The sequence below is a fragment of the Cellulomonas sp. B6 genome, assembly GCF_001462455.1.
Classification (GTDB): Bacteria; Actinomycetota; Actinomycetes; order Actinomycetales; family Cellulomonadaceae; genus Cellulomonas.
This window is the reverse complement of record NZ_LNTD01000171.1, coordinates 1-3,286: the sequence shown is the minus strand read 5'-3', so window position 1 is coordinate 3,286 and position 3,286 is coordinate 1. Positions and strand designations below refer to the sequence as shown.

The window sequence follows — 3,286 nt, the reverse complement described above, 5'->3', positions numbered from 1 at the left end:
GGCCGCCCCCGACGCCGCCCGGCCCGTCACGTCCGCGTGGACCGGCACGGCTCCCCGCCTCGCCGGGCGCGGGCTCGTGCACCGCTTCGGCACGACCACCGCGCTCGCGGGCGTCGACGTCGACCTCGCCGACGGCGAGTCGCTCGCCGTCATGGGCCCCTCGGGGTCCGGCAAGTCGACGCTGCTGCACGTGCTCGCCGGGATCATCGTGCCGTCCGGCGGCACCGTGACCCTGCGCGGCGAGCCCGTGCAGGCGCTCTCGGAGAAGAAGCGGTCGCTGCTGCGGCGCACGCGCTACGGGTTCGTCTTCCAGTTCGGCCAGCTGCTGTCGGAGCTGTCGGCGCTCGAGAACGTGGCGCTGCCGGCGATGCTCACCGGGGCGTCCCGGTCCGACGCGCAGGCCGCCGCGGGCCAGTGGCTCGCGGCGCTCGGCCTGGCCGGCGCGGAGGGGCGCCGGCCGGGCGAGCTCTCCGGCGGGCAGGCGCAGCGCGTCGCGGTCGCCCGCGCGCTCATCACGCGCCCCGAGGTCGTCTTCGCCGACGAGCCCACCGGTGCCCTCGACCAGCAGACCGGGCACGACGTCATGAAGGTCCTCGTGGACTCGACCCGCGCCGTGGGCGCGTCGCTCGTCGTCGTCACGCACGACGCGGACGTCGCGGCCTGGTGCGACCGGCGCATCGACATGCGCGACGGGCTCGTCGTGCCGCCCGGTTCGACGGCGGGCGAGGGCGTCGGTCCGCGCCCGGGCGAGAAGCCCGCCCGTGTGCTGCCCGACGACCTGGGTGCGGCCCGCGTCTCCGACGTCTTCGGCGGTGCGCGGTGAGCATCAGCCCCGTCCTCGCGCTCGCGCCCCGGCTGCAGCGTGCCGGCGGCCGCGACTCACGCACCACGACCGTCCTCGCGCTCACGGCGTTCGCCGTCACGACCGCGCTGACGCTGTCGGTCGTCGCGGCGCTGCTCGGCTTCGTCGACCGCGCCGAGAACCCCGTCACGCAGTTCGACCGCGACATGGGCGGCTTCTACGTGACGCTCGCCGTCACCGCGACGATCCTGCTGGTCGTGCCGCTGCTGACGCTCGGCGGCGCGGCGGCCCGCCTCGGCGTCGCGCGCCGCGACGCCCGTCTCGCGGCGCTGCGGCTCATCGGCGCCACGCCCGGCGAGGTCGTCGGGCTGACCCTCCTGGAGACCGCGCTGCAGGGGCTGATCGGCGCCGTGATCGGCACCGGTCTGTACGGCCTGCTGCTGGGCGTCTGGACGCAGATCCCGTTCCAGGGGCGGCCGTTCACGGTCGGCGACCTGTGGGTCGGCGTGCCGGTCGTGCTGCTCGCGTGGCTCGTCGTGCCCGTGCTCGCCGCCGTCAGCGGGGCGGTCACGCTGCGCCGCGTCGTCGTCTCGCCGCTGGGCGTCGCGCGGCGCGAGACGAAGCCGGGGCTCACCGCCGTCCGCGTCGTCGTGGCGCTCGTCGCGCTCGCCGCGTTCATGTTCGTGTCCGTGAACGGGCAGATGTTCGCCGCGATCCTCGTGACGGTGCTGCTGGGCATGCTCGCCGTCGCGTTCCTCGCGATGAACGCGATCGGGCCGTGGGTGCTCGGCGTCATGGGGCGCGTGCGGCTGCGCCGTGCCCGCACGCCCGCGCAGCTGCTGGCCGCGCGCCGCCTGCTCGACGACCCGAAGGCCATGTGGCGGATCGTCGGCGGGCTGGGCCTCGCGTCGTTCGTCGCCGGGTGCCTCACGGCCGTGCCGGCGCTCGTGTCGCTCGCGGGGAACAGCGACCCCGACGCCGTCATGCAGATGTCCGACATCCGCACCGGGGCGATCCTCACGCTCGCCATCACGTTCCTGCTGTCGGCCGTGTCGGCCGGGATCGCGCAGGCCGCCGCCGTGCTCGACCGGCGCCGCGAGCTGTCGCTCGCGCGGCTCGCGGGCGTCCCGGACGACCTGTTCGACCAGGTGCGCCGGCGCGAGGTGCTCGCCCCGCTGCTGTTCACGTCGGTGGGCTCGGCGCTCGCGTCGTTCGTCATGTTCTTCCCGCTGTTCGGGCAGATCATCCTGTCCGCGCCGTCGGGGCTGCTGCTGCTCGTCGGGAGCCTGGCCGTCGGCATCACGCTCGTGCTGCTGGCCACCGAGGCGTCGCGCCCGCTGCTGCGCCGCACGCTCGCCGAGACGGTCGTGCGCGCGGACTGACCCGGCTCCTCGGGCCCGTCCCACCCCCTGGGGGCGGGTCCGAGGGGCGCGACGGCGGCGTCAGGAGCGACGGTCGGGGTCCGGGGTCGTCGCGCGGGTCTGGACGACGAGCTCGTCGACCGCCGCCGTGCCCGCCGCCGCGACGACGCACCACAGCGCCCCCGTCCACCCGGCGACCGAGAGCAGCGGGGCCGTGAACACCGCGACCCCGGCCACGCGGTTGGCGGTCGTGTGCCGCATCACCAGGCGCCCGAACCGCGCGGCGCCGACGACGACGGCGGCGACCTTGAGCGCGGCCACGACCGCCGCGGCCAGCAGCAGCGGCACCGCGTCGGCGCCCAGCGCCCGGGCCACCAGCCACGTCGCGACGACGAACAGCAGCACGTCGGCCACCGAGTCGATCCGCGCGCCCCGCGGCCCGGCCGTCCCCAGCCGCCGCGCGAGCGGACCGTCGAGCACGTCGGTCAGCCCCGCCAGCAGGTACAGCGCGACCAGCAGCGCCGGGCGGTCGACGACGAACGGCAGCGCGAGCGCGAGCACGCCCCGCGCGGCCGACAGCGCGTCCGGCAGCCACCGCCCCACGCGCCCGCACGCTACGCCGTCGTCCGCGGCGGGACGCGGGACCGATGGGGTCGCCCCACGCCCCGGCCGTCGCACCACGGTGCCGAACGCGGGGTTCTGCCGGTTCGTGACGCCCAGGAGCGGCGCGACCCGGCGTTCGGCGGTGCGCGGGGGACCGTGGGTCAGGCGTCAGGCAGGGCGGCGGGCGACGACGACGTGCTCCTGCCCCGGGCGGTCGGGTGCGTCGCGGACGTCGACGAGCTCCAGCCCCGCCGCGTCGAGACCGACCCGGACCTCGTCGAGCGAGCGGAACCGCAGGGTCGACGTCGACCGCACCGCGGAGCCGCCGGCGGACCCCGGCGTCGACACCGGTGCCGTGCGTGATCCGGGCCCTCTCGTCGAGTGCGGGCGTCGAGTGCGGGGTCGGGCCGGTGACGGGGGCCGTTGAGCGGCGGAACCCCGCGTTCGGCGGCGGGATCGTCCGGTGGCGGGCGAGCGCGCTGGGCGGGTGCAGGGCGCCGGGCGGGGCGGTGGACGACGG

4 protein-coding genes are annotated in these 3,286 nt (G+C 76.9%); 2 read left to right on the top strand and 2 right to left on the bottom strand.

Translation table 11 applies throughout. The features are described from left to right. On the top strand, window positions 1-823 hold an 823-nt coding region (locus ATM99_RS14870; RefSeq protein ID WP_062103649.1), incomplete at its 5' end, for an ABC transporter ATP-binding protein. Then, window positions 820-2,184, top strand: a complete 1,365-nt coding sequence (locus tag ATM99_RS14865) for an FtsX-like permease family protein (protein WP_223305141.1) — start codon at window positions 820-822, stop codon at window positions 2,182-2,184. The genes ATM99_RS14870 and ATM99_RS14865, both read left to right, overlap by 4 nt. 60 nt (window positions 2,185-2,244) lie before the next feature. Here the strand turns inward: ATM99_RS14865 and ATM99_RS14860 are convergent, their stop codons facing one another. Next, window positions 2,245-2,766 (bottom strand): CDP-alcohol phosphatidyltransferase family protein, encoded by a 522-nt coding sequence (locus ATM99_RS14860; protein WP_062103648.1) that lies wholly within the window; start codon window positions 2,764-2,766, stop codon window positions 2,245-2,247. A gap of 168 nt (window positions 2,767-2,934) precedes the next feature. Then, a complete protein-coding gene (locus ATM99_RS14855) occupies window positions 2,935-3,114 on the bottom strand; it encodes a hypothetical protein (protein WP_062103647.1) in 180 nt (59 codons plus the stop codon). Window positions 3,115-3,286 lie beyond the last annotated feature (172 nt).